Below are 22,013 nucleotides of genomic sequence, written 5' to 3'. Positions count from 1 at the left end.
GGGGTCGGCGGCCTCTACTTATTTCAGGCCCTGAACAGGTAGTTCCTCGCCTTGTCACCGATCTTGCCGGTCGGCACCCACCTGTTGGCCTGCCACGTGCTCATCCGGTATCCGCGCTCCGTCAGGAAGTCCGCGACGTCCTGAGCCCGATACCCGAAGCGTTCGACGTGCCGTTCCTCGATCTCCAGCAACAGCGCCGGCTTGAACCGCTCGATCGTCTTCGCGCCACCCTCGAGCACCCGCAGCTCGGCCCCCTCGACATCAGCCTTGACGAAGTCGAGCCTCGTGATCTTCTGCTCCTCGACGAAGTGGTCCAACGTGTCCGTCTTCACCACGACGTCCAGGTGCTCCTCGAACTCCTCGTTGGACCCGAGCCCCTTGGCCCCCACCGTGAGGAACGACCTCCCGGTGACCGGACTCCCGTGCCTCACAGGAACACTCATGACCTCGCGCCCCTGCCCGTTGCCGAGCGCGACCGAGTGGCGCCTGATGTTCCGCCCCTCCCGCGGCCTGAGCACGTAGGACAGCGCCGGATGCGCGAACACCAACGGCTCGACACTGTGCACAGTCCCTTGTGGACCAACCAGTCTCGACAAAGTCACCGTGTAGAGCCCAAGCGCGGCCCCGACGTCCACACAGACGTCGCCAGGCCTGACGACTTTCCGGAGCCCGATCAGCTCCGGTTCGGCATAGGGCGTGAGCCGGGCAAGCGCCCGCAACCCGGCAACCACCGCGGCACTGCGAAGTTCGGTCAGCACCCGAACCACCCTAGACGTGTCCGTTCGTGTGCTGCCCGTTCGCATGCTGTTCGCCCGCAGGCAACCCGATCTGGTCAGCGAACTCAGCAGCCACCCGCGACCCGCCGTACACGCTCAAAGCCTTGACCAGGTGATTCTTGAGGTCCTTCCGATGCGCGTCCTCGAGTTCCGGGAGAGCCCTCTCCACGCTGCTCACCAACGCCTCGGCCCAATGCGTGGCCGGCTGCTGCTGCGCGATCTTGACCAGCTCAGCGAGGTGCGTCGAGAGTTTCACAGCCTCCTCGACCTGGTACCCGTTGCGCTGCAACCACCAGATCGTCGCCGTGCCAACGTCCGTCAGCACCTCGTCCCTCAAATACCGGATCTCAGCGCGCTCGACATCCCGCTCAGCGCGCCGGAGAGTCGAGTTCCTGAGCAGCGCAATGTGCTTGCGAGCCATCTCAAGGTCATCCTCGTCCGCACTGACCTTGACAGCCTCAGCCCGAGCCCAGATGTGCGTCCCAGGCACCTGCCGCTCAACAGCGAGCTCGTCCCCCAACTGATGCTGCAACGCCGCATGGTGCACCAACATGGCCTTGCCGCTGATCTCCTTGGCCCGCTGCAGAACGTGGTGGATGGCAGCACTCCGCGGAGCGTTGTGCCGAAGCCCGGTGGCCAGATCAAGCCGCCACACGATCGTCAACTTCAACTGGAAGTCCAACCCGTACACCGCACTGGGCAACGGAGTCTCGAACTCCTGCTGATGACTGCTGACCGGCGGCGCGAACGTGATGTCCTCAGCACGCCTCGGCACCCGCCGACGCCACCAAGCCTTGAAGGCGCCAAGCGGTCCAGGACGGAAGTCGGGCCAGGGTCTGCTCACGCCCTCTCCCTACCTGACGTTTCTCCCGCTTAGAAGGTGGTCTGCCTCACTTCCCTCCAACGGCCGCAGGCACCTCGACCGCCCCCTCACAGCGCGTGAGCACCCATACGTGGGGGCACTGGTCAACTAGGTGGCGCCACCCCGCTAGACTGCTACCGCCAGCCCTAGTAGCTCAGGGGATAGAGCATCGGTTTCCTAAACCGTGTGTCGCAGGTTCGAATCCTGCCTGGGGCACCACCTTTCGCCGGGTGAAATCAAGCTCTGACCAGCGGCAACGCGGTCGGAGCTTGATCTTTTTCAGCCCTGCGACTCGCGGACGTCCGTGCCCAGCTCCGCGAACGCCTTGAAGTCCTGCATGTGTTGGAGCGACTGCTTGCGGAACGCACCGGGCATCAGGAGCCCCACCAGCCGCATCAGCACGCCGTCGAAGCGGTACTCGTTCTCGCTGACCCAGAGCGTCGTGTCCGGGCCGGCTTCGGTGAACTGCTCGCGTGCGGCGCTCCACATGCCCTTGCCGACGATCTCGCGCTCGAAGTGAACGACGCTCGCCGCTGGGATCTCGTGCAGGTCCGCTGGTTCGCGGCGGGTGATGGTTTCGGTGGCCTCGAACTTCTGCTGGCCCGTCTGCATCACGACGCGCGACTTGGTGCCGAGCTGCCCGTGCACTCCATCCAGTGGCTCGTGCAGCACCAGGCCTCGTAGCCACATCGGCATCTGAGCCGGGTCGGCTAGCAGCTGCACCACCTGCTCCCGTGGCAGAGCGATCTCGATCGACACGGTGTACTTCATGACGCTCCAGAGGTCAGGCGCCTGAGCGGACGAAGGCGATGTAGGGCTCGTAGGCCGAGAGGTCGCGGGAGGGTTCGTAGGTGCTCAGGTAGTAGTAGTCGGCCACGATGTTGGCTTGTTGCTCGGTGTTGAAGTCGGCGAACGACTTGCCGCGCAGGCCTTCGGCGCCGCCGTAGTCGTAGAGGCTCTTGTTGAAGAAGCCGGCGAAAGCGGTTGGCAACAGACTCCACACACTGCGGCCGTGTTGGTACTGGTAGGCGTGGGTCAGTTCGTGGACGAGCCAGCGTTCGTAGCGCGCCTGGTTTTGGGGCGTCGTCAGGACTCCCTTGGGGAAGGTGACCAGGCGCGGGAGGGTTCGGGCCACGCCGAACGCACCTAGCAGGCCGCCTTCAGCCAGGCGTAGCAGCGTGATGTCGAGGGCGTCGCCGAAGACCGAGCGGGCTATGTCGGCTTCGCGGGACTCCAGGTTGCGGCGGAACACCATGGCGGCTCCCTACTCCGGAACCACCTGATGATAGGCGTTGCCCCAACGGTCATTGACTTCAGGGAACAAGGTTTCCTATTTTCCGTTGGTATGGGTGAGACTCCACGTCGGCAGGACGGTCCGCGGCTTCAGGAGTTGTACGAGGATCGGTTCTCGCGGCGCGGCTTTCTCAAGGTCGGGGCTGCTGGAGTGGCTGCGGCCGGCCTGGTCACGGGTACGGCTAACGCCAGCGGCTACGAGGCCCCCGCCATCCACATCCAGGGCGACACCCCTGGTCAGACGCAAAGGCCGTTTGGGCGGCATTTGGCGTTCGGGGCGGATCCCACCACGCAGGTCGTGGTGTCTTGGCAGGTGCCGGCCAACGTCAAAGGGCCGTATATAAGGGTCGGGACGAAAGCTGGGGAGTACGGCCAACGACTCGAGGCTGAGACGCGGGCGCTCACCAGTGACTTGGCGTGGCAGGAGAAGGGCGCGCTCTTCACGCTTTCGCCGCACGTTGGCAGGGCTGTTACGCAGTACTACCAGCACGTGCGGCTCAACGGCCTGGTGCCGAACACGACGTACTACTACGTGGTGGGGCATCAAGGGTTTGAGCCCACGGAGTTCGGCACGTTCAGGACGGCGCCGACGACCAGCCAAGCGTTCAGCTTCACGGCCTTCGGGGACCAAGGGGTCGGGTACAACGCGTTGGCCACCAACAGTCTCATCCAAGATCTCAAGCCGCAGTTCCACCTGGCGATGGGCGATTTGAGCTACGCCAACGACGGGGAGGGCGGGCGGCCGGACGACGCGTTCGACGCGCGGAAGTGGGACTCGTTCTTCGCGCAGAACGACCAAATTGCGGCGACTACGCCGTGGATGGTGGCACTCGGCAACCACGAGATGGAGAGCTGGTACGACAAAAACGGGTACGGCGGGATGAAGCAGCGGTTCACCATGCCCGACAACGCCTGGGACGGGTCGACCTGCATCTACTCGTGGCGGTACCTGAACGTCGGGCTGATCAGCTTGGACGGCAACGACATCTGCTACAACAGCGACGCCAACCTCGACTACACCGAAGGCAAGCAGCAGGTGTGGCTGAAGGCGCAGCTCGAGAAGTTCCGCAACGATCCCAAGATCGACTTCATCGTCGTCTACTGCCACCAGTGCACGTACTCGACGTCCGGCAACAACGGGTCCGAGGTCGGCGCGCAGAAGCGGTGGGCACCGTTGTTCGACCAGTACCAGGTGGACCTGGTTCTCAACGGGCACAACCACGTCTACGAGCGGACGGATCCGATCAAGGCCGGCAAGGGCACGAAGAAGGCGGAGATCAAGAGCACCGTCAACCCGGTCAAGGACGGCACCACGTACATCACCGCGGGTGGCGGCGGCGAGAGCATCAACAGCTGGCAGGACGAGAAGGCCGGCGACTCGTACTTCGGCAACGTCAAGGACGCCACGGCCACCATGCGCGTCGACCAGGAGGACGGCGGGGAGAAGCTCGTCAAGGTCACCTGGTCGCGGGTGCGGTATCGCGGGTACGGCCTGGTTGTCGTGGACGTCAAACCGAAGACCACGACGGCACCCGCCGAGATGAAAGTCAGGGCGCTCACCGAGACGGGCGCGCTGGTCGACGAGCTCACGATCCGGCGCGGCTGAGGAAGGCTGAGATGACTGACACCACGCGGCGGTCGTTGTTCAAGGTGCTCGCTGCGGCAACGGCACCAGCGGAGAAGCCGCAGAAGAACAGGCCCGTCGGGAGGCACCTCGCGTTCGGCGCGGATCCGTCCAAGCAGGTCGTGATCTCCTGGCAGCAACTGGAGAAGGTCAACGGGCCGTACGTGCGGATCGCCACCGACAAAAGCAACTTCGGCCCACCGATCAGCGCCGAGCTTCGCACTCTCAAAAGCGAGATCAAGTGGCAGGAAGGCGACCACAGCTTCCCGCCGCACGGGCCGGACCCTATGTACCAGCACTACCTGCACGTGAAGCTCGACGACCTCACGCCCAACACGACGTACTTCTACGTTGTGGGGCACCAGGACTACGAGCAGACCGACGTCGCGACGTTCCGCACCGCGCCGACGACGAACACCGGCTTCACCTTCACCGCGTTCGGCGACCAGGGGTACGGCTACAACGCGCGCAAGCTCAACAGCCTCGCCAAGGACCAGAACCCCGCCTTCCACCTCGCGCTCGGCAACCTGAGCTACGCGATCCACGGCGGCACGAAGAACGCCGAGGGCGGCCACCCCGACACCGACAAGTACGACGCCGCAAGGTGGAACTCGCTGTTCGCACAGAACGAACCCCTAGCGGCAAACACGCCGTGGATGATCACGCTCGGCAACCGCGAGATGGAGGAGTGGTACTCCCCCAACGGCTACGGCGGCGCGAAAGCACGCTTCACCATGCCGGACAACGCGTGGAGCGGATCGACGGGCATCTACGCGTGGCGGTACCAGAACGTCGGGCTGATCAGCCTGGACGGCAACGACATCTGCAACCGCAACGCCGCGAACCTTGACTACACCAAGGGAAAGCAGCTGACCTGGCTGAACAGGCAGCTGGCCGACTTCCGAGGTGACCCGAAGATCGACTTCATCGTCGTCTACCTGCACCACTCCACGTACTCGACGGGAGAGGGCGGCGCGGAGAGCATCGCGCAGCAGAAGTGGGCGCCGGTGTTCGACAAGTACCAGGTCGACCTCGTCCTCAGCGCGCACAACCGCGTGTACGAACGCACCGACCCGATCAAGGCGGGCAAGCCCGCGACGAAAGGCACCACCTACATCACCGCGGGCGGTGGCGGTCAGGCGCTCGACAAGTTCTACAAGGACGTGCCGACCATGCGGTGCTTCAAGAAGAACAGCGACAAGTCCACCGACACCAAGGTCACCTGGTCACGGATGCGCTACCGCGGCTACGGCATCACCGTCGTCGACGTCGCGGCAAAAACGATGAAGATCCGCGCGCTCGACGAGGACGGCGGGCTGATCGACGAGATCACCCTGCAGCGCTGACGATCAGGCCTTGCCCGGCACGGAACCGGGCAAGGCCTGACGTGTCAGCAGTAGACCTGGAACGGCTCGCCCGACTGCAGCCGGTACTCGTCATAGCCCAGGCCGAACGGCGGCTGCACGTGCCTGACGAACGTGGCACCCGCCGGAGCCTTCTCCGGACACGACGGTCCGACACCGGCCGAAGCGGGCACGGCCGGGAGCAGTACAGCCGCGAGAACAGCCGCCGCCAACATCGTCTTCCTCATGTGTTCCCCCAGGTGTTCGTGTTGCGTACCAGTCATTCCTAACTGGACGAAGACACCTTCGGCGTTGTCCGGCAGGCACGTCGGACAACCGCCGGAAAACCGATCAACACCGCCGTCACGGCCGCCCCGATCAGCGCCGCGCGGACCAGCGGCCACCCGTCGGGCTCCACCGCGACGCGGTCGAGCGCGTGCCACCTGGCCGTCCACTCGCCGACATCGCCGTCGCAGGCGCGCACGAACGCGACCACCACGTCGAGCGACGGTTTGCGGAGGCCGCGAGCCGCGTCGGCGAGCGTGCTGGTCGAGTAGTGGGTGCGCTGAGCCAGTTCCCGGTAGGACGGCGTGCCCGCGGCTGCTCGGAGCCCGCGCAGGTCGAAGGCGAACTGGTGCAGCGGCCCGTCGTGAGGGTCCAGCCGCAGTTCTGGGCTGGCCACGAGAGCTCCTTTCGGGCCATGTCAACCTCACCTTGACAGCGAAATCTGTCAAGGCTAGCTTGACAAAGGTGGATTTGGCCGGGCTGATCAGGCACAACGCCGAGCTCGTCGCGCGGGCGCTGGAGGGCGAAGGCCCCGCGCGGGAGGCGTTGGTGGGCGCTTTGTCCCTGTCGGCGCTGACCGAGGACGCCACGCGGGCACTGGTGGGACTGGCTCGCGACGGGGGTGCGACGTGGGCCGAGATCGGCGATCTGCTGCACGTGAGCAGGCAGGCCGCCCAACAACGCTTCGGGGGTGCGGAGATGACCGAGTCCACTGTGGCCGGTGTGCGGCAGGCCGAGCAGGTGGTGACGCACTTGCGCAACGGCGAGTTCGCCGCCGTGCACGCCATGTTCGACGCGCTGATGAGCTCGAAGCTCGGCGTCGACGAACTCGGGGCGGTGTGGCAGCAGCTCGTGAGCAACCTCGGCGAGGTGCAGAGCACTCGCACAGCCGCGCCCACCAAGAAGGGCGGGTACACGATCGTCGACATCCCGCTGACGTTCGCCGAAGCGGAGATGAAAGCCCGCGTCACCTTCAACACCGACGGCTCGATCGGCGGGCTGTACATCCTCAACCTGGAGTGATCCCATGCAGAACTCCACGACCTACGACGACGGCCTCCTCGCCTGCCAGGACACCGAACTGGTGATCCGGCGCTACTACTTCCCGTTCGGGCTGGCGAAGCGCGTGCGGTACAACCGGATCCGCTCCATCAGGCGGTACGCCCTCACCGGCATGACCGGCAAGTACCGCGCCTGGGGCAGCGGAAACCTCACCCAGTGGTTCAACCTGGACTTCCGCCGGCACCGCAAGTCCGTGGGCCTCGTGCTCGACCTCGGCGGCAAGATGCAACCGGTGATCACGCCGGTCGACGCCGACCGGTTCCTCGCGGTGCTGGCCGAGCACGGGGTGCGCGGCTGAGTCCCACCGCCACGAGCGCGCCGGTCGCGACGAGCGTCACCGCGACCGCGCGCCAGTGGTCGGACGGCACGGAAGTGCCTGCTACCAACGACAACGCCGACCCCGGCAGGTCCGGTGGCAGGTACTTGCCGATCGAGCGCACACCGGTCAGCAACGGCAGCACCACCAGCAACAGCGCGGTCGCCGCGAAGCCGGCGGGCACCGCGGTCCGGGTGAACGAGGCGATCGCCAACGTCAGCGCGACCGCGAAAGCCAGGTACAGCAACGTGAATCCGGCGGTCGCCAGCATCGCGACCACACCGGGCCCACCGAGCAGCACCGCAGTTTCGTACCAGGCGCCCAGCAAACCGGCGAGGTAGCACGCCCACGCGGCCGAAGTGACCACGACCAGGCCCGGCAGGACGTGATCACGCCGGCGCGTGATCCTCGTGCGCAGGAACACCTCCGCCTTGCCGCGAAACGTTGCCGCGGCGACGAAAGCGAGCAGCACCGCACCCAGTTGCTGGACGTTCTTCTGGTACGAGGCGATGCCGTCGGCCGGGGTGGGATCGGGTGCCACGATCTTGATGCCACCGGCGGGTGTGCTCGCTGCCAGCACCTCGGACAGATAGCGCGTCAGCAGCGGCGATCCGAGTCCGAACAACACGAACACCGCGGCCAGCGCGAGCAGCCGTCGCGTGCGGCTCAGGCGCAGCCATTCCAGTCGCCACAAGCTCATTCTTCAGCCACCCACCAGCGAGTCGAAGACATCTTCCAGGCCACGATCGCGCGGCCGCAGCGATACCAGGCCGAACCCGGTGAGCGCCGCCGCGAGCCCGGTGTGACCCGCCGAAGGGGTCACCGCCGTCACGCTCACCCTGGTCTGCCCGACGGCCGAGGCACGCTCCACCCACGGCAGCTCGAGAAGTTCCGAGGCCAGCCGCGAGGCCTCGTCGACCACGTCGATGTCCCACGTGCGTTCGGAAGAGGCCCCGAGAATGCCGGCCGTCTCCCCTTGCGCCACAACAACTCCGTCGCGCAGCACCGCGATCCGGTCGCACACGCGTTCCACGTCGGCGAGGATGTGACTGGAGAACACGGTGGTCATCTCACCGCGCAGGCTCTCCACGAGGTCCAGCATCATGGCCCGGCCGTCCGGGTCGAGACCGGACGTCGGCTCGTCCAGCAGCACGAGCGGACGACCGGCGCTCAACGCGGCGCCGACGCCGAGCCGTTGACGCATGCCTCGCGAGAAACCACCGACCCGCCGGCGAGCGGAACCCGCCAACCCGACCCGCAGAAGCACCGAGTCCCGCACCGACCGAGCGTCCGCCGGCGACAGCTCGGGACGGGTGAGGTGGATGCCCAGGTCGAGCACCTCCTCGGCGGTGAGCCAGGGTTCGAAGTCCGGCACGTCGGTGCACAACGCCACCTCCGCCGACCCGAACCCGATCTCACCGGAGTCCGGTGTGGACAATCCGGACAGCATGGACAGCAACGTCGTCTTGCCCGCGCCGTTCGGACCGACGAGCCCGAACACCGAGCCGACCGGGATCTCCAGGTCGACGCCGAGCACGCCCACACCGCCGAAGTCCTTGCGCAGCCCGGTCGCGGTGTAAGTGTCAACGGTCACGGGAAACCCTGCCCAGCAACAGGTAGAGCACACCGCCCATGGGGATCGAAATCAGGCAGATCACCAACCACGCCCACTTCGGCAGGTGCTTCGTCCGCTCGGCTCTGAGCACGTCGGTCACGCAGTAGATCGCGAAGCCGACGAAGATGACGATCACCGGCACCAACGCCGCGATCAGCGAGTTCTTGTCCACGTACGCCCTTTCGCACTGAGTTCACGCACCGGGACGAGCCGGCCCGTGGCAGCGGGCCGGCTCTGATCCTGTCAGCTCACGAGCGTCGCCAGGTTGAGCGCCGCCTTGTCGCGTTCCAGCCGGGTGTTCTCCGTCATGGCCGCGGCCGGCACCACCCAGAAGATCCAGATCGCACCGGCGGCCGCCACCGCGACCAGGAGGAGCACGCAGTCGGGGCTGATCAACCGCTCAGCGCCCTCACCGTTGCCCGCCAACGACTTCAGCCGCCCGGCTGCGGTGTCCATCGCCGTCGTGACAGCGGCCGGTGACCCCGTCGCGATGGCGTCGTACACGGACTGGAGCGTGCCGGGGTAGGCCGCCTCGACCTTGGTGGTCAGCTCCTCGGCAGCCGCGACCACGTCCGGCGTACTCGACGGCAGCTTGTCGTAGACGACCTTCGCGATCGGACCCTGACCGAACATCGCGCCGAGGAACACCGTCCTGGCGTCCGTGCTCAGCCCGCGCTTGCTCTGCGACACAACGGATGCGTGCCCGGCCGGCGCGGGATCGGCGGCAGCGACACCGCCGAGCACGACGACCGGCGCGATCAACGCCGCGACGAGCGCTGTCCGTTTTGTGATTCGATGGTTCATCTTGCCTCCACAGCAACGAGTTCGTGGTCCCCCAGGACCTCGGAAGCCGACGCGGTGCCGGAACGCCGTCCGAGCAACGGGACACGCGCGTCGTGATAAGCGAGAAGGTCGGCCGCGATCATCGTCAGAGCGAAGCTGACGAGCCCCATCATCAGCGCGATGCCGAGGTGGAACACGACCGACGCGTAGAGGAACGGCTTGCGGTGGCGCCACGGCACGAGCACGCCGAACGCCAGCGCGACCTCGCCGAACAGCACCACCCAGGTGAACAGGGTGACCGTGATGCCGGTCGTGAGAATCGGCCGGAACAGCCATTGCTGCCACTGCGGCGCACCGAAGGTGGGATCGCCCATCCAGTAGTACATCGCGGAGCCGTCGGCCCACTCGCGCGTGCCGAGCTTCGCGATGCCGGCGTCGAAGTAGAGCACCGCGACCTGGAGCTGGACCAGCACGAGGGAGACCTGCGCGACCAGCCGCCTGCCGTAGGCGACGCCCGGCACGTCCTCCTCGTTCCGCCAGTGCGACCGCCTCGTGTCGACCAGGCACAACGGGATCAGCAACAACGTGACGACGGCGGCCAGCTGATCTCCTCCGTCGACGACCGTCGCGTTGACCTGGTAGCTGAACGCCACGTACCAGTGCGGGATGCACGTCCACTGTGGACGGAATCCCGCGATCACGGCGACCAGCACCGCGATCGCCGACCACCGCACGACCTCCAGCGGCACGCCGAGGCAGAAGGCACCCAAGGCCCCCACCCCGTCGCACGTCGGTTGCACGCCACCACCGCTGTGCAGACCGACGAACAGCGAGTCGGTCGAGTCGAACAGCAGCGTGGTCAGCGTGGCCACCGCGAGCAACGCCCTGCCCAGGCCGACCACGTTGGTGAACGGCGTGCGGTCGGTGAGCCTGGTGAGCTGAAGACCCAGACGCGTCAGCACCGGACCTCCAGCCTCAGCACCTTCACCGGCATGCTGTGGGCGTCGTACTGCTTCGCCCACGCCCACGGCAGCGGTTCCTGCTGGCTGATCCCGATGGTTCCGCACAGGGTCCTGGGCACGACCGTGTTGCGGACCTGCAATCTCAACGACGAACTTTCCAGACAACGCGGAACGTCATCGGACGAACAGGTCGTCCATTCCGGGCGCTGACTGGTGGCCTGCTCGTAGAGGAGACCCAGCTCGACGTCCTGGGTGCGCACCCAGCGCGCCGCGCCGAACAGGTTCCGCGCCGACGAGTTGGCGCCCATCTTCGCTTTCTGCCAGGCGCCGTCGGATTCGCGTCGCCATTCCATCTGTCGTGGTTCCCGAGGACTGCGCGTGAAAAAGGCCCAGCCCTCGGGAACCGTTCTGTTGAATTCCACCGCGCCGGGTGGCCTGCCCGCGGCCGATGACGGAACCGAGGCGAACACCGCGTACGCGAGGAAGAGCACGAGCGGGACCGCGGCCACGACGGCCGCCCGTCCACGCGCCCGGTACACCTCGGTGCCGGTCATCCACCGCGTCCCGTCAGGCCGTCTGGAACGCGTGGATCAGGTCCGCGACGAAGCGCTCCTGGTCCACGGTGTCGGCCTTGGCAGCGCTGCTCACCGCGGCTTCCACGGTCCAGACCTCAGCGAGGTAGTAGACGAACCCGAACACCAGCGCGATCAGGAACGCGGCGCAGTCCGGCGTGATCAGCCGCTGTGCGTCGGAGTTGGTCTTCGCCACCTCACCGAGCTCGTGCGCGACGACCTTGATCGCGTCCTTCACCTGGACCGGAGAGCCGGCCTGGAACGCGTCCTTGAGCAGCTGCGTGGTGCCGGGCGCCTTCTTGTCGATCTCGGCGACCAGCTCGTCGATCACCGCACGCTGGTCCGGCGTGATCGCGGGCACGGTGCTGTAGTACTGCTTCGGCAACACCGGGACGACCGGCCCGTCGTAGAAGAAGACGCCCTTCACGATGTCCGCCGACGACCACGGCAGCACCTGCCCCTGCGTCTGCGAGGCGGACAGAGCCGGTACCGGCGCCGCCGCGGCAGCGCTCACGACGGTGCCCGCCACAGCCACGGCGGGCACGAGTGCCCACGCGACCATGCTCTTGCGAAGTTTCATTGCCTGGCCCTTCTCATCGCAATGAACAGCGGAAGGGCCAAAAATGCATGCCAAACAGAAGAAGTCACGCGATAGCCCCCCAGCTATTGCACGTACCCCCAGGTCCGTGCCGCACCAGAAGATCACGCGCCAACGAAACGAGATACCTCCAAAAGGAGGAAAATCTCGTGTTCAACTGTTTCTAGCTGCGACGGTAACGAACTTCTTTAACAATGGCAGACCCGAACTCTTCCGTGCGGGTCATGTCATCCAAAACAAATCCCAAGCGTTCGTAAAAACGGCGAGCACGCGGGTTGTCGTCCAAAACCCACAGAACGACGTCGCCCATTTCGGACAAAGCAGCCTCGGCCAACGGCTCCGCCAGTCCGGATCCCCACGCCGACGGCAGCAGGTAGATCGCGTACAGCTCGGACGAGGCGTCGTCGTCACGCGAAGGGCCCGCGGCAGCGAAGCCGACGACCTCGGTGCCGTCCAGCGCCACCCACACCCCGCCGGACGGGATCAGCCGTTCCCACATCGACGTGCGCTGCTCCACGGACAGGTTGTCGAGCAGGTCGTCCGGCATGTGGCCGCGGTAGACGACCTGCCAGGTGCTCACGTGCACGAACGCAACGTCAGCGGCGTCTGAAAGTTCAGCGAGACGAACGGTCATGGCTTCCCCCGGTGGCATGATCGAGTGCATGCGGATCATCGTCGACGCGGACCCCGGCATCGATGATGCCCTCGCTTTGTACTACCTGCGCGCGCAGCCGAACACCGAAATTGTCGCCATCGGCACGGTGCACGGAAATGTGCCGGTCGAGCAGTCCACCGCCAACGCCTTGAGGCTCACCGAACGCCTCGGGATCAAAGCCCCCGTGGCGAAAGGCGCCGCCCGGCCGCTCGCCCAGCCCCTCATGACCGCGGAGGACGTGCACGGCGAGGACGGACTCGGCGGCCACGCCGGAGAAGACCCGAAAACCATCCACACCGCGGAAAGCGCCGCCGAGCAGCTCGCACGACTCGCCAGGGCGAACCCCGGAGAGCTGAGCCTGCTCGCCATCGGCCCGCTCACCAACATCGCACTGGCGCTGCAGATCGAGCCACAACTCCCCCAGCTCCTCGACAAAGTCGCGATCATGGGCGGCGCGCTCAACGTGCCCGGCAACATCACGAGCTACGCCGAGGCCAACTTCTGGCACGACCCGGAAGCCGCGGATCTCGTGCTGCAGGCGGGTTTCGAGGACCTGACGATCGTCGGCCTCGACGTCACGATGGCGAGCCACGCGCCCGGCGAGTGGTTGGAAGCGCTCCCACATGACAGCTACGCCAAGCGGATCCTCGGCTTCTACGCGGACTTCTACGGCAGCTTCCTCGGCAAGACCGGCTTCGTCCCGCACGACCCGCTCGCCGCGGCGATCCTGCTCGACCCCAGCCTCGCGACGTACGTGGAAGACCGGTTCGCGATCGAGCTCACCGGCCGCTACACCCGCGGCGCGCTCGTGGCGGACCAGCGGTTCCTCGCCGAGGGCAGTCCGTTCGGCCGCGACATCGGCACCGGGCGCACGAAGGCGAAGTACGCCATCACGGCCGAGACCAAGATCTTTCTCGACCAGCTGAAACACGCTGTGACACAACCATGACGAACCACCGACGGGATCCGGACAAACAACCGGGACCGTCGAGAGCATGAACGTCCACTTGAAACGATGGCTCGCGGTCTCGGGGGCCGCCGTGGTCATCACGGCGGGCGTCGTGGTCGGGGGTTCCTACTGGAAGCTTGAGAGCAATCTCAAGACAGTCGATCTCGCCAAGGAGATCACCCACCCCAGGCCTCCGTCGACGCCTGGCCGCCCGCTCAACATCCTCCTCATCGGCAAGGACGACGGGCGGTCCGACACCGCCATGGTCGTGCAGCTCAACGCGGCAGGCGACCAGGCGCGCGTCGTCAGCATCCCGCGCGACACGATGGTGCCGCGGCCGCAGTGCGGGAACCACCCGCCGACGAGCATCGCCATGTTCAACAGCGCCTTCTCCACCGGCGGCGCGGCGTGCACGGTGGCCACGGTCGAGCAGCTGAGCGGCATCCGGATCGACCACTTCGTCCAGATCGACTTCAACGGCTTCCGCGACGTCATCGACGGGCTCGGCGGGATCGACATCACCATCCCGGAGCCGATCAACGACCAGGAGAGCGGCCTGCACGTGCCTGCCGGGCCGACGAAGCTCAACGGGACCCAGGCGCTCGGATTCGTCAGGACGAGGAAGAGCATCGGCGACGGCAGCGACCTCAACCGCATCAAGAACCAGCAGTTGTTCATGCGGGCGCTGAGCGAGAAAATCACCAACGAGAACTGGCTGGCAAGCCCGCAGAAAACATTCCAGCTCGCCGACGTGCTGACGAAGTCGATCGTCACGGACGCGGAAATCGGGTCCATCTCGAAATTGGCGGACCTCGCGGGAAAACTCACCGCGTTGAAACCGGAGAGCATCACCTACGTGACGCTGCCGACGGAGACCTATCCGCCCGACCCGAACAGGGTTCAGCCCAAGCAACCGGATGCAGACGCGCTGTGGAAGGCGGCCTGACCTAGCAGGCGGCGCCCTGCCATTCGCTCGGACCGGGCCACGGCTGAGGAGACCCCCAGAACTCCTCAGCCGTGGAAGCTTTGCCCCAGTTGGTCACAACCACTTTGACGGTCTCCCGTGTCTCGTGAAGGACGTGGGGTCGAGGTTGTCAGACCACCTCGTTAGGGTGGGCGGAAGACAGCCTGTCCGGTGCGTGCGTCGCAGCTCAGACGGGCAGTCCACGTTTTCCGGTCCGGACGAGGTGGAGGCCGCTTGGGACCCCGTGGAGTCTTCGCGGAGCGCTTCGCGCTGCTCTACGCGGAGGCAGGTGACCCTCCCCTGAAGCGGGTCACCGAATCGGTCACGCGTGCCCGCCGAACGGACGAACAGGGCCGACCGGTTCGCGTACCGGCACAGCGCGTCAGCGACTGGCGGCGTGGGCGCAACGTCCCCGCCAGGTTCAGCGGCCTGAGCGCGGTCCTGGAGATCCTCGTCGGCGAGGCGCGCAAGCGGAAGCCCCAGCCGGCGATCGACGGCCTGTACGACCTCGACGCGTGGCGGACCCTCTGGGAAGACGCCCTCGCGAGCCCCGTCACGGAACCGGACACACCCCCGCAAGAAGACAGCGCCGTCTGCCCGTACATGGGTTTGAGCGCATTCGGACCGCAGGATTCGAATTGGTTCTTCGGCCGGGAAAGGGCGACGAACGCCCTTCTCGCCAAAATCAACGAGAACGGCATCACGATGCTCGTCGGCGCGTCCGGTGCCGGCAAGTCGAGTTTGATGAAAGCCGGTGTTCTCCCGCGCCTGCGCAAAGAGGCCGTGGTCATCACTCCCGGCACGGATCCGCTCAAGGAGCTCGCACTCCAGCTGCCGGACCTGATCCTCACGCTGGAGGCGGCGGCCGACGCCGAGGTGCTGATCGAGTTCGCGCACGAGGTGCAGCTCGCGGTCGGCGACCGGGTGCTGGTCGTCGACCAGTTCGAGGAGGCGTTCACCCTCGGCGGCGACGAGAACCGGCTGCGGATCTTCGTGCAGGCCCTGCACGCGGCGGCCGAGAAGACCGCGGTGGTGCTGGGCGTGCGAGCCGACTTCTACGCCCGCTGCCTCGACTTCCCGGAGCTCGCGGAGGCCCTGCAGACCCGGCAGATGGTGCTCGGCGCGATGTCGGCAGCCGAGGTCCGCGACGCCGTGACGAACCCGGCCAAGGCCGCCGGTCTGCAGCTCGAACAGGGCCTGTTCGAGCTCCTGCTGCGCGATCTCGGCGCGCACAACCGCCGGGGCAAGGACGCCTACGACGCGGGCGCGTTGCCGCTGCTCAGCCACGCCCTGCTGGTCACGTGGCAGCGCAGGCAGGCCGGCAAGCTCACGATCAACGGCTACCGGGCGGCGGGCGGCATCCAGGGCGCCGTCGCCACGACGGCCGAACGCGCCTGGTCCGACCTCGACGAACCGGCCAGGGCAGCCGCGAAGCAGTTGCTCCTGCGCCTGGTCAGGGTCGGCGACGACACCCAGGACACGCGCCGCCGCTCCAGCCGCCACAGCCTGCTGGAAGCCAGCACGAACCTCCCCGCCACCGAACGGGCCCTGGAGGTCCTCACCCGCGCCCGGCTGATCACGATGGACGCGGGCAGCGTCGAGATCACGCACGAAGCGTTGCTGCACGCGTGGCCGCGGTTGCGCAGCTGGATCGACGAGGACCGCGCGGGCAACCTGATCCGCCAACGCCTCGAGGAGGACGCGGCGACGTGGTCCTCGAACGAGCGCGACTCGTCACTGCTCTACCGCGGCGCCCGGCTGGAGGGCGCGCGGCAGCAGGTCACCGCGCTGTCGAAGGACTTCGTCAACGCCTCGGAACGCCAGCACCGCAAGAACCTCTGGCTGCGCCGCAGCGCCGTCGCCCTCGTGGTCGTCTTCGCGCTGATCGCGGCCGGCGCGGCGGTGATCGCCGTGCGGCAACGTGACGACGCGCTGTTCTCCCAGATCACCGCCGAGGCGGTCCGGGTGGTCGACAGCGACCCGTCCCTGTCCGCGCAGCTGCTGCTCGCCGCGCACCGCCTGCGCCCGGACGACATGGGAGTGAACTCGCGGCTGCTCGGCATGCAGCAGTCCCCGCTCGCCGTGCCGTTGAACGGGCACACCGGCGCGGTCTACCTGACGACGTTCAACAAGGCCGGCACGGTCCTCGCCACCGCGAGCTACGACCGCACCGCCCGCTTGTGGGACGTCCGCGACAAGGCGAACCCGAAGCCGCTGGCCGTGCTCACCGGGCACACCGACTGGCTCAGCACCGCCGTCTTCAGCCCGGACGGCTCGCTGCTCGCGACGACGGGAGCGGACAAGACGATCAGGCTCTGGGACGTCCACGACCCGGCGAACGCCAAAGAGATCAAGAAGATCGAGACCGGCAACGGCACCAGCTACCTGCTCGACTTCAACCGCGACGGCACGATCCTCGCGGCGGCGAACGACGACAAGTCCGCCCGGCTGTGGGACGTCAGCAACCCCGCCGACGCCAAGCCCCTCGGCGAACCGTTGCGCGACCACACGTCGCCGGTCCGTTCGCTCGCGTTCAGCCCGGACGGCAAGCTGCTCGCGACCACGGGCGACGACCAGACGGTCCGGCTGTGGGACGTCGCGACCAGGACCCGCGTCGGCAAGCCCATGACCGGCCACACCGACGGCATCCACACCGTCGCGTTCAGCCCGGACGGCAAGCTGCTGGCGTCGGGCAGCGACGACAAGACGATCAGGCTCTGGGACCCGGCCACGCAGAACCCGGTCGGCCCCGCGCTCGTCGGCCACACGGGTTCCGTCTGGTCGGTGAAGTTCAGCCCGGACGGCAAGATCCTCGCGTCCGGCGCCGGCGACAGCACCGCTCGCTTGTGGAACCTCAGCAACCCGGCGGCCCCGAGCCAGCTCGGCAAACCGCTCGCGGCACTGAGCGGCGGCCTCTTCGCGGTCGGCTTCTCCCCGGACGGCCGCTCGCTCGCCACCGGTGCGAACGAGAACTCGGTGCGCCTGTGGTCGTTGCCGGACAACGTGTTGCTCGGCCACACCTCGCGGGTGTCGAGGCCGTCGTTCCGCCCGGACGGCAACCTGCTCGCGACCGGATCCGGCGACAGGTCCCTGCGGCTGTGGGACATCTCAGACCGCCACAACCCGAAACCGGTCGGGCCACCGCTGCTCGGACACGAGTGGGGTCTGGGCTCGCCCGACTTCCGGCCGGACGGCAAGGTGCTCGCCACCAACGCGGGCGACAAGACGATCAGGCTGTGGGACGTCAGCGACCCGGAGCACACGGTGCCGCTGGGTGAGCCGATCAAGCTGGACACGAGGTTCAGCTGGCCGTTCGCGTTCAGCCCCGACGGCAACGCGATGGTGACCGGCAGCGATGACAAGTCGTTGCAGCTGTGGGACGCCCACGACCCGGCCAAGCCGCGCAAGGTCAGCGAGCCGCTGCGGGGCCAGGACGGGTGGATCAACGAGGTCGAGTTCAGCCGCGACGGGAGGACGCTCGTCTCGGCGAGCAGCGACGGCACGTTCCGCATGTGGGACGTCACGGACCTGGAGAAGCCGCGGTTGCTCGGCACCCCGATCGGCGACCACCGCGACCCCGTCCTGCAGGCGACGTTCAGCCCGGACGGCAGGACGCTCATCACCTCGGGCGCCGACAAGACGATCAGGCTGTGGGACATCACCGACCGCGAGCACCCGAAACGCCTCGGCGTGCTCACCGGCCACACCGGACTGGTCAGCTCGATCACCCTGACCCCGGACGGGAGGACGCTGGTCAGCGGCAGCACGGACAAGACCATCCGCATGTGGGACGTGAGCGACCCCTCCGCGCCGTCCGCTCTCGGCCAGCCGATCACCACGGACGCGAACAGCGAGACGTCGGTCCAGTTCAGCCCGGACGGACGCGTGCTCGGCACCGGTTCGACCGATGGCGTCGCCCGCCTGTGGGACCTGGACGTGTCGCACGAGGCCGATCGCATCTGCGCGACCTCACGCGGCGCGCTGACCCGTGCGCTGTGGGAGGACCGGCTGCCGCAGTTGACCTACAGCGACCCCTGCGCAGGCCGCTGACCCCGGCGAACACGCCCAGCGGATGGGAGACGACCCGAACCGGCTCACTGCCCGAACCTGATCGGTTACTGTCCGCGCCATGCGTCTACTTGCTCGGGTCGGCAGCTTGCGCGCGGTTGTGGCGGTGACCGTCGGGTTCATCGCTCTCAACATGCTTCTCGTGGTGCTCGGCAACGTCACGGACTACGGCACGAACGAAGCGTTCGTGAAGCACGTCCTCGCGATGGACACCACGTTCGGCAAGGAACTGAAGTGGCGGGCGATCACCAGCCCGGCCGCGGTCACGATCGTCTACGTCGCGATCATCGCCTGGGAGGCGATCTCGGCGGTCCTGCTGACCGCGGGCACCATCGCGTACATCCGCGGCAAGGAGGACAGCGCGCGCAAGTTCGCGTCCGCCGGCCTGCTGATGATCGTGGCCCTGTTCCTCGGCGGCTTCATCACGATCGGCGGCGAGTGGTTCGCCATGTGGCAGTCGAAGGACTGGAACGGCATCGTCGCCGCGCTGCGCATCGTGACCATCGCGGGCTTCGCGCTGATCCTCGTGCACCTCAACCCGCGGCGAGAGCAGGCCACTCAGTAGTCGGCTCCACGCAGAACACCGGCCCGACCCCGGCGTCGGCGCCCAGTTCGTTCCACCAGTCCCGCTGCTCAGCGTCCTCGATCGCGTCGATCACGACCATCCCACCGGCCTCGTGCACGAACCCGACGAGGTCGCTGAGCACGTGGGACACCAGCTCGTCCGGCTTCTGGCACCGCCCCTTGATCCGCACGGCCTTCACGCCGAGCGCCCGCACCAGCTCGATCTCGGCCGTCGACCCCTTGAAGTCGCGCGCGCCGATGTGAATCCCCATGTCCGACAACAGATCCAGGTTGTCGGCAGCCTCGCTGTCCTCCGACGCCAGCACGTGCACCGGGAACCCGAGCAGCAACCGCCCGGCGGGCAACCCGGTGTCGGCCAGCACCCGCCGCACGTCCCGCACGAGGTCCGGACTGTTGGCCATGCTCTCCGTCAGGCACACCGCGAGAATCTCGTCGTGCACGCAGGCGGCCTCCGCGGCCTTGCGCAACATCCACTCGCCCAACGGCAACATCAACCCGGTGTGCTCGGCCATCGCCACGCACTTCTCGTGCGCGATCAGCCCGGCGTCCCGATGCCGCCAGTTCAACTCGGCCTCGACGCACACCCGCGCCGCCCCGTCGAGCTTCATGACGGGGTTGAACACGACCTCGATCTCGCCGCTCTCCCAAGCCCCCGGCATCACTGCGGCAAGAGCGAACTCCTCCTGCTCCCGCTTGTCCTGCGTGGCGTCGTGCAGCCCCCACTGCCTGCGCCCGCTCCGCTTGGCCCGCCTGAGCGTCATGTCCGAAGCCCGCAGCACCTCGGCGGGATGCTCCCCGGGATGCAACCGAGGCAACACACCGATCGTCGCCGACACCGCCACCCCGTGATGGCCGAAGTAGACCGGTTCGGCCAGTTCGTGCTCAATCGTCCGGATCGTCGTGTCGACATCCGGCGTATCGGCCCCGTTCTCCACGAGCACCGCGAACTCGTCACCCTCAAGCCGCGCGACCATGGCCTTCTCAGCGGCGAAGACCGAGCTCAGCCTCTCCGCCACGAGCTTCAGAACCTTGTCGCCGATCTCCCGCCCCAGCCCGTCCGTGATCACCGCGAAGGCGTCCAGATCCAGGTGGTACAGCGTCACTCCGTGCTCAATATCGCTGTGCAGCAACGACTCCAGCCGCGTAGTCAGGTACTGCCGGTTCGGCAACCCCGTCAACGCGTCGTGCAACGACTGGTACTGCAACCGCCCACCCAGCAACGTCAGCTGGGAATCGTCGTCGATCATCACCACGAAGTGCTTCGGGTTGTCCTCAGCGTCCTTCTGCACAGTCGCCGCCAGCAGCACCCGGAAGTGCTCCCCGTCCCGGTCGATCAACCGGGGCCGCTCCTCGACCCGCCGCATCCGCCCGAACTTCAAGCTGGCCAACGCATCGTTGATCAACGGCAGATCAGCAGGCGCGATCAGGTCCGTCAGCGTCATCCCGGCAACGTCCTCGCGCCTCAAGATGTTGCACAGCGCCTCGTTGGCCCGCTCCAACGCCCCGTCGAGACCGACCATCGCAATCCCGGTAGACGAGTGCGCGAAAATGTCCTCGAACCGCTCCTCGCTGGCCTGCAAATCCAACTGCACGGCCCGATTCGCCCGGAGCAACGCCTGGCTGACACTCTCCTGCTGCTCCAACACAAAAGCCTGAATGGCCCCCGTATACGCAGCAGACACAGCCCCGATCACCAACGCGGCAGTCTCAGCATCGGCACCTTCCTGCGCCACGAACGCAGCCAGCACCTCAACCGACTTCCGCAGACTCTCGGCCCCAACGCAGTGGATCTCCACCAGCCGAGTCCCCACCAGCGAGGCCACCGCAGGATCCTGAGCCAACGCCTCGGCCACGACGTTCAACAGCTCGTGCAACTCTTCAGTGAGCTTCGCCGCCGACAACGGTATGTAGGCCGTCCGACTAACCTTGATCGCCCAGTCGCGCGCCAACTCGTCACGTCCAACCGGACGTGACGATCTCGCGTCGTCCTGGCTCGGCAAATCATCCACCTGACCTGCTCGGCGAGCAACGGTGCGGAAGCCTACAGCCAGCAAACCACACAGACGCGCCCCTCGACCCCCTTCGCCCCAACGGGCGTACAGAAGTCTCGCAACGCTACGACCTTTACTCGCTCAATCGGAGCAATTTTCCCACGCACCCGCCCGCACCCACGCCCCTCGATCGGGTCAAAGGCGCCAACCGGACCCCCAGCTGCGCCCAACGGAAGGCGCGGTGGCGGGTGCTCAGCCCAGGCCGAAGCAGGAGGAGGGCAAAGGCGGAGGGCTGAGGCGAAGGGTCGGGAAGGCGGGAGCGCGGAGGACGGGAGCGCGGAGAGGAGAGGCGGGAGAGGGGAGGCGGGAGAGGGGAGACGGGAGGACGGGAGACGGGAGAGGGGAGGCGGGAGGACGGGAGACGGGAGACGGGAAGGCGCAGGAGCGGAGGGGCGGAAGCGGGCGGGGCAAGGCCGAGGGCGAACAAGGCGATGGCGAAGCCGAGCCGGGGCGATGCCGAAGCCGAGCTGCTTGGGGCGATGCCGAAGGCGAGCTGCTTGGGGCGATGCCGAAGCCGAGTTGTCTGGGGCGATGGCGAAGCCGAGCTGCTTGAAACGTGCGCTCCGGCGGGCCCCGTCACGAGTCGTGCCTGATCGTTGGCCGCAGCCGAGGGGTTGGGTCAAGTCGACACGCTTTTCGTCGACTTGACC

At 67.0% G+C, this 22,013-nt stretch carries 23 protein-coding genes and 1 tRNA gene; 9 read left to right on the top strand and 15 right to left on the bottom strand.

Annotation, left to right across the window (positions count from 1 at the left end):
• Positions 1-23: 23 nt before the first annotated feature.
• Together AB0M24_RS41120 and AB0M24_RS41115 are read right to left on the bottom strand one after the other, a co-directional pair.
• Positions 24-758: an FkbM family methyltransferase gene (locus AB0M24_RS41120; protein WP_363779355.1), complete on the bottom strand. Its 735-nt coding sequence runs from the start codon at positions 756-758 to the stop codon at positions 24-26.
• 10 nt (positions 759-768) lie between these two features.
• Positions 769-1,620, bottom strand: coding sequence for a hypothetical protein (locus tag AB0M24_RS41115; protein WP_363779353.1), 852 nt, complete (start codon positions 1,618-1,620; stop codon positions 769-771).
• Between the two features lie 161 nt (positions 1,621-1,781).
• Here AB0M24_RS41115 and AB0M24_RS41110 point away from each other — a divergent pair.
• A tRNA-Arg gene (locus AB0M24_RS41110) sits at positions 1,782-1,857 on the top strand.
• Between the two features lie 60 nt (positions 1,858-1,917).
• On the opposite strand, the gene AB0M24_RS41105 is transcribed toward AB0M24_RS41110, so the two are convergent.
• A complete protein-coding gene (locus AB0M24_RS41105) occupies positions 1,918-2,409 on the bottom strand; it encodes an SRPBCC family protein (RefSeq protein ID WP_363779351.1) in 492 nt (163 codons plus the stop codon).
• A gap of 13 nt (positions 2,410-2,422) precedes the next feature.
• The gene (locus tag AB0M24_RS41100; RefSeq protein ID WP_363779349.1) at positions 2,423-2,893 is read right to left on the bottom strand and encodes a hypothetical protein; all 471 of its coding nucleotides are present in this window, start codon (positions 2,891-2,893) and stop codon (positions 2,423-2,425) included.
• A 90-nt stretch (positions 2,894-2,983) separates the two neighbouring features.
• Between AB0M24_RS41100 and AB0M24_RS41095 the strand changes: the two genes are divergently transcribed.
• Together AB0M24_RS41095 and AB0M24_RS41090 are read left to right on the top strand one after the other, a co-directional pair.
• Positions 2,984-4,537, top strand: coding sequence for a metallophosphoesterase family protein (locus tag AB0M24_RS41095; protein WP_363779347.1), 1,554 nt, complete (start codon positions 2,984-2,986; stop codon positions 4,535-4,537).
• A gap of 11 nt (positions 4,538-4,548) precedes the next feature.
• Entirely contained in the window at positions 4,549-5,901 is a 1,353-nt protein-coding gene (locus AB0M24_RS41090; RefSeq protein WP_363779345.1) for a metallophosphoesterase family protein, read from the top strand.
• Positions 5,902-5,945: 44 nt separating this feature from the next.
• On the opposite strand, the gene AB0M24_RS41085 is transcribed toward AB0M24_RS41090, so the two are convergent.
• Both AB0M24_RS41085 and AB0M24_RS41080 read right to left on the bottom strand, forming a co-directional pair.
• The gene (locus AB0M24_RS41085; RefSeq protein ID WP_363779343.1) at positions 5,946-6,146 is read right to left on the bottom strand and encodes a hypothetical protein; all 201 of its coding nucleotides are present in this window, start codon (positions 6,144-6,146) and stop codon (positions 5,946-5,948) included.
• A gap of 38 nt (positions 6,147-6,184) precedes the next feature.
• The gene (locus AB0M24_RS41080) at positions 6,185-6,580 is read right to left on the bottom strand and encodes a helix-turn-helix transcriptional regulator (RefSeq protein WP_363779341.1); all 396 of its coding nucleotides are present in this window, start codon (positions 6,578-6,580) and stop codon (positions 6,185-6,187) included.
• A 68-nt stretch (positions 6,581-6,648) separates the two neighbouring features.
• Here AB0M24_RS41080 and AB0M24_RS41075 point away from each other — a divergent pair, with 68 nt between their 5' ends.
• A complete protein-coding gene (locus AB0M24_RS41075; protein WP_363779339.1) occupies positions 6,649-7,206 on the top strand; it encodes a DUF3887 domain-containing protein in 558 nt (185 codons plus the stop codon).
• Between the two features lie 4 nt (positions 7,207-7,210).
• Positions 7,211-7,543 (top strand): hypothetical protein, encoded by a 333-nt coding sequence (locus tag AB0M24_RS41070; RefSeq protein ID WP_363779337.1) that lies wholly within the window; start codon positions 7,211-7,213, stop codon positions 7,541-7,543.
• On the opposite strand, the gene AB0M24_RS41065 is transcribed toward AB0M24_RS41070, so the two are convergent.
• The 8 genes from AB0M24_RS41065 to AB0M24_RS41030 all read right to left on the bottom strand — a co-directional run bounded on the left by AB0M24_RS41065 (position 7,482) and on the right by AB0M24_RS41030 (position 12,755).
• Positions 7,482-8,261: a hypothetical protein gene (locus AB0M24_RS41065; RefSeq protein ID WP_363779335.1), complete on the bottom strand. Its 780-nt coding sequence runs from the start codon at positions 8,259-8,261 to the stop codon at positions 7,482-7,484. The two genes, AB0M24_RS41070 and AB0M24_RS41065, sit on opposite strands and share 62 nt — an antisense overlap.
• A gap of 3 nt (positions 8,262-8,264) precedes the next feature.
• Complete coding sequence (locus tag AB0M24_RS41060; protein ID WP_363779333.1) at positions 8,265-9,155, bottom strand: ABC transporter ATP-binding protein; 891 nt, start codon at positions 9,153-9,155, stop codon at positions 8,265-8,267.
• Positions 9,145-9,348 (bottom strand): PLDc N-terminal domain-containing protein, encoded by a 204-nt coding sequence (locus tag AB0M24_RS41055; protein ID WP_363779331.1) that lies wholly within the window; start codon positions 9,346-9,348, stop codon positions 9,145-9,147. The genes AB0M24_RS41060 and AB0M24_RS41055 overlap by 11 nt, the downstream gene beginning before the upstream one ends.
• A gap of 71 nt (positions 9,349-9,419) precedes the next feature.
• A complete protein-coding gene (locus tag AB0M24_RS41050; protein WP_363779329.1) occupies positions 9,420-9,980 on the bottom strand; it encodes a hypothetical protein in 561 nt (186 codons plus the stop codon).
• A complete protein-coding gene (locus AB0M24_RS41045) occupies positions 9,977-10,921 on the bottom strand; it encodes a sporulation-delaying protein SdpB family protein (RefSeq protein WP_363779327.1) in 945 nt (314 codons plus the stop codon). Before AB0M24_RS41045 ends, AB0M24_RS41050 begins: the two co-directional genes overlap by 4 nt.
• Entirely contained in the window at positions 10,915-11,475 is a 561-nt protein-coding gene (locus AB0M24_RS41040; RefSeq protein WP_363779325.1) for an SdpA family antimicrobial peptide system protein, read from the bottom strand. The genes AB0M24_RS41045 and AB0M24_RS41040 overlap by 7 nt, the downstream gene beginning before the upstream one ends.
• A gap of 13 nt (positions 11,476-11,488) precedes the next feature.
• Positions 11,489-12,073 carry a hypothetical protein gene (locus AB0M24_RS41035; protein ID WP_363779323.1) on the bottom strand — a complete coding sequence of 195 codons (585 nt, stop codon included), beginning with the start codon at positions 12,071-12,073 and terminating at the stop codon, positions 11,489-11,491.
• Positions 12,074-12,254: 181 nt separating this feature from the next.
• Entirely contained in the window at positions 12,255-12,755 is a 501-nt protein-coding gene (locus tag AB0M24_RS41030) for a GNAT family N-acetyltransferase (protein WP_363779321.1), read from the bottom strand.
• Here AB0M24_RS41030 and AB0M24_RS41025 point away from each other — a divergent pair.
• The 4 genes from AB0M24_RS41025 (at position 12,754) to AB0M24_RS41010 (ending at position 19,292) form a co-directional block, all read left to right on the top strand.
• A complete protein-coding gene (locus AB0M24_RS41025; RefSeq protein WP_363779319.1) occupies positions 12,754-13,695 on the top strand; it encodes a nucleoside hydrolase in 942 nt (313 codons plus the stop codon). The genes AB0M24_RS41030 and AB0M24_RS41025 overlap by 2 nt on opposite strands.
• Positions 13,696-13,741: 46 nt before the next feature.
• Positions 13,742-14,641: an LCP family protein gene (locus tag AB0M24_RS41020; RefSeq protein WP_363779317.1), complete on the top strand. Its 900-nt coding sequence runs from the start codon at positions 13,742-13,744 to the stop codon at positions 14,639-14,641.
• Between the two features lie 252 nt (positions 14,642-14,893).
• The gene (locus AB0M24_RS41015; protein ID WP_363779315.1) at positions 14,894-18,709 is read left to right on the top strand and encodes a hypothetical protein; all 3,816 of its coding nucleotides are present in this window, start codon (positions 14,894-14,896) and stop codon (positions 18,707-18,709) included.
• A gap of 79 nt (positions 18,710-18,788) precedes the next feature.
• Complete coding sequence (locus tag AB0M24_RS41010; RefSeq protein ID WP_363779313.1) at positions 18,789-19,292, top strand: DUF2165 domain-containing protein; 504 nt, start codon at positions 18,789-18,791, stop codon at positions 19,290-19,292.
• Here the strand turns inward: AB0M24_RS41010 and AB0M24_RS41005 are convergent.
• A complete protein-coding gene (locus AB0M24_RS41005; RefSeq protein ID WP_363779311.1) occupies positions 19,261-21,186 on the bottom strand; it encodes a diguanylate cyclase in 1,926 nt (641 codons plus the stop codon). The two genes, AB0M24_RS41010 and AB0M24_RS41005, sit on opposite strands and share 32 nt — an antisense overlap.
• Positions 21,187-22,013 lie beyond the last annotated feature (827 nt).

Source organism: Lentzea sp. NPDC051838, assembly GCF_040681245.1.
Classification (GTDB): Bacteria; Actinomycetota; Actinomycetes; order Mycobacteriales; family Pseudonocardiaceae; genus Lentzea.
This window is presented reverse-complemented; position numbering and strand designations above follow the sequence as displayed.